Origin of the sequence: Bradyrhizobium sp. SZCCHNR1043, from assembly GCF_032489675.1 — a bacterium.
Taxonomy (GTDB): Bacteria; Pseudomonadota; Alphaproteobacteria; order Rhizobiales; family Xanthobacteraceae; genus Bradyrhizobium.
Genome location: NZ_JAUEYN010000030.1, coordinates 1 through 3,420, shown reverse-complemented (window position 1 = coordinate 3,420; position 3,420 = coordinate 1). Strand labels below are relative to the sequence as shown.

Below are 3,420 nucleotides of genomic sequence, written 5' to 3'. Positions count from 1 at the left end.
CGTCCGGCACCAACATCGGCATCGGCGACAGCGTCAGCAACCTGCTGTCGGCGATCCAGACCCAGACCGGCGTGACCTCGTCGATCACCGCGGGTGCGATCACCCTGACGCCGCCGGCGGCGGGATTGACGCTCTCGGGCAGCACCGGCACCTTGGGCAAGCTCGGGCTGACTGCCGTCGGCGACGGCTTGTCGGGTCAGACCTTGACGGTCGGCGCCACAGGAGGTGGCACCGCGACCAGCATCACGTTCGGTCTAGGGACAGGGCAGGTCAAGTCGCTGAACGATCTCAACGCCAAGCTCGCAGCCAACAACCTGCAGGCCTCGATCGATTCGTCGACCGGCAAGATCACCCTCAGCACGACCAACGACGCGGCTTCGGCCACGATCGGCGCGATCGGTGGTACGTCGGCCGCATCCAGCCAGGCCTTCAACGGCCTGACGGCGGCGGCTCCGGTGGCGGACGCGACCGCGCAGACGCAGCGCGCGAGCCTGGTCTCGCAGTACAACAACGTGCTGGCGCAGATCAACACGACCGCGAGCGATGCGTCGTTCAACGGCGTCAACCTGCTGAACGGCGATACGCTGAAGCTGACCTTCAACGAGAACGGCAAGTCGACGCTGTCGATCACTGGTGTCACGTTCAACTCGGCGGGCCTCGGCCTCTCGACGTTGACCTCGGGCACCGACTTCCTCGACAACAGCTCGGCGAACAAGGTCATCGGCGTGCTCAACTCGGCGAGCTCCACGCTGCGCAACGAGGCCTCCACGCTGGGTTCGAACCTCTCGGTCGTGCAGGTTCGTCAGGACTTCAACAAGAACCTGATCAACGTGCTGCAGACCGGCTCGTCGAACCTGACGCTGGCCGACACCAACGAGGAAGCGGCCAACAGCCAGGCGCTGTCGACCCGCCAGTCGATCGCGGTGTCCGCGCTGTCGCTCGCCAACCAGTCGCAGGCGAGCGTGCTGCAGCTGCTGCGCTGATCCGCTGGCATCGCATCTCGACAACGAAGGCGGCGGGGGAAACCCCGCCGCTTTTCATTGGAGGGGACGAGGAGGGGGGCCGACGGTGCGGATGGCGTATTGCGACGAGCCCGTCAGGACAAAAAGGCCGGCCCGCCATGGGCGGGGCCGGGCCTTCGATCTACGATGTGTTCGGCGGAGGCTCAGGCCGCCGAGCTCACCGGCTTGTCCTGCTGTTCGGCTTCAGCCTGCTCGATCAGCTTCTTCTCATAGGCGACGAGCTTCTTGGCTTCCTTCAGCGCCTGGTAGAGATCGCCGTTGAGGATATGGCCGTTGATCGCCTCGATGATCGGCCAGGCGCTCGGCACCGTCGTGATGATGTCGCGCAGCAGGTTGAAATAGGTGCCGTGATCCGCGTCTGCCCCCGGCGAGATGTACATCAGCTGGACCGCAAGATAGACGAGCTTGGCCGGCGTGTCGGCCGTCTCCGGCGTCAGGATGTCCTTCTCGCGCAGGATCGGAATGTTCTCGCCGTCGATCAGGAGACGCGCGCGCTGGTCGGTGTTGGTGATCACGCAGGAGCCGATGATGATGCGCTCATGCGGCTTCAGTTCGACTTTCAGGGCCATTCTCATTCTCCGTTGCCGCATCGGCGTGGCGCCGAACCTGCTGCGTCGAGGCCGATGACCGGTCCAGCTGCCAGTCTAGATCGCGCGGGGAGTCTGCGCGCTCGATCGGTCGGCGCGCAGCAATCCTTTCCGATCATGGTTAACGGACGGTAAACGGCCGCGCCCGCCTGGCGAATATGCGGTGTTTTCAAGGTGATCCGCGGCGAATCGCCGATGCGCGGCCGTGCCGATGCCACGCATCGGGGACCGCGAGCGGCCGTGACTTCACTGTTTGTTAGCCGCTCGCATTTACCTTAACGCCCGTCGCCCGGTGGTGCAGTCACCGACGGGCTTCGCCTTGATCCTGAATGGATCGGGCAGTTTGTTTCACACCAGAAGGGTATGAAAATGTCAGGTATTGTTCTCTCGGCGTCGGTGCGTCAGAATCTGCTCTCGCTTCAGTCGACGGCTCAGCTCCTCGCCACCACCCAGAACAATCTCTCCACGGGCAAGAAGGTCAACTCGGCGCTCGACAATCCGACCAACTTCTTCACCGCCCAGGGTCTCGACAACCGCGCTTCCGACATCTCCAATCTGCTCGACGGCATCGGCAACGGCGTGCAGGTGCTGCAGGCCGCCAACACCGGCATCACCTCGCTGCAGAAGCTCGTCGACAGCGCCAAGTCGATCGCCAACCAGGTGCTGCAGAGCTCCGTGGGCTATTCCACCAAGTCCAGCGTCACCTCGGCGGCTCTGACCGGCGCGACCGCCACTGACCTGCTCGGTTCCAGCTCGACGGCTGTGACCGGCTCGGTCGTGAACAACGACAACACCTCGAGCGCGGTGGCGATCACCGGCTCGACCAAGCTGTCGGGCACGGCGGGCACCGCGTCGAACAACCTCGCCACCGGCATCACCTCCGGTGAGACGCTGGTCGTCAACGGCACCACCTTCACCTTCGTCACCGGCACGTCCTCGACGGGCACCAGCATCGGCATCGGCGACAGCGTCAGCAACCTGCTGTCGGCGATCCAGACCCAGACCGGCGTGACCGCGTCGATCACGGCGGGTGCGATCACCTTGACGCCGCCGGCGGCGGGATTGACGCTCTCGGGCAGCACCGGCACCTTGGGCAAGCTCGGGCTGACTGCTGTCGGCGACGGCTTGTCAGGTCAGACCTTGACGATCGGCGCGACAGGGGGAGGCACGGCGACGAGTGTCACGTTCGGTCTAGGGACAGGGCAGGTCAAGTCTCTGAACGATCTCAACGCCAAGCTCGCAGCCAACAACCTGCAGGCCTCGATCGATACCACCGGCAAGATCTCGATCACCACGACCAACGACGCGGCTTCGGCCACGATCGGCGCGATCGGTGGTACGTCGGCTGCGGCCAGCCAAGCCTTCAACGGCCTGACGGCGGCGGCTCCGGTGGCGGACGCGACCGCGCAGACGCAGCGCGCGAGCCTGGTCTCGCAGTACAACAACGTGCTGGCGCAGATCAACACGACCGCGGCCGACGCGTCGTTCAACGGTGTCAACCTGCTGAACGGCGATACGCTGAAGCTGACCTTCAACGAGAACGGCAAGTCGACGCTCTCGATCACCGGTGTGACCTTCAATACCGGCGGTCTTGGTCTGTCGACCCTCACCTCGGGCACCGACTTCCTCGACAACAACTCGGCGAACAAGGTGATCACCCTGTTGAACTCGGCGAGCTCGACGCTGCGGTCGGAAGCCTCCACGCTGGGTTCGAACTTGTCGGTGGTGCAGATCCGTCAGGACTTCAACAAGAACCTGATCAACGTGCTGCAGACCGGCTCGTCGAACCTGACGCTGGCCGACACCAACGA

At 64.4% G+C, this 3,420-nt stretch carries 3 protein-coding genes; 2 read left to right on the top strand and 1 reads right to left on the bottom strand.

Translation table 11 applies throughout. The annotated features are described in order from the left end of the window. Nucleotides 1-983, top strand: a 983-nt coding sequence (locus QX039_RS32995) for a flagellin (protein ID WP_316219539.1), incomplete at its 5' end; no start/stop codon positions are given. A gap of 182 nt (nucleotides 984-1,165) precedes the next feature. On the opposite strand, the gene flbT is transcribed toward QX039_RS32995, so the two are convergent. After that, nucleotides 1,166-1,591, bottom strand: coding sequence for a flagellar biosynthesis repressor FlbT (gene flbT / locus QX039_RS32990; RefSeq protein WP_315715996.1), 426 nt, complete (start codon nucleotides 1,589-1,591; stop codon nucleotides 1,166-1,168). A 387-nt stretch (nucleotides 1,592-1,978) separates the two neighbouring features. Between flbT and QX039_RS32985 the strand changes: the two genes are divergently transcribed. Further along, a partial coding sequence (locus QX039_RS32985; RefSeq protein WP_315813915.1) for a flagellar protein occupies nucleotides 1,979-3,420 on the top strand: 1,442 nt, incomplete at its 3' end.

Excerpts from the sequence above, each read along its gene's own strand:
- flbT (WP_315715996.1), bottom strand. The coding sequence starts at position 1,591 with ATGGCCCTGAAAGTCGAACTGAAGCCGCATGAGCGCATCATCATCGGC.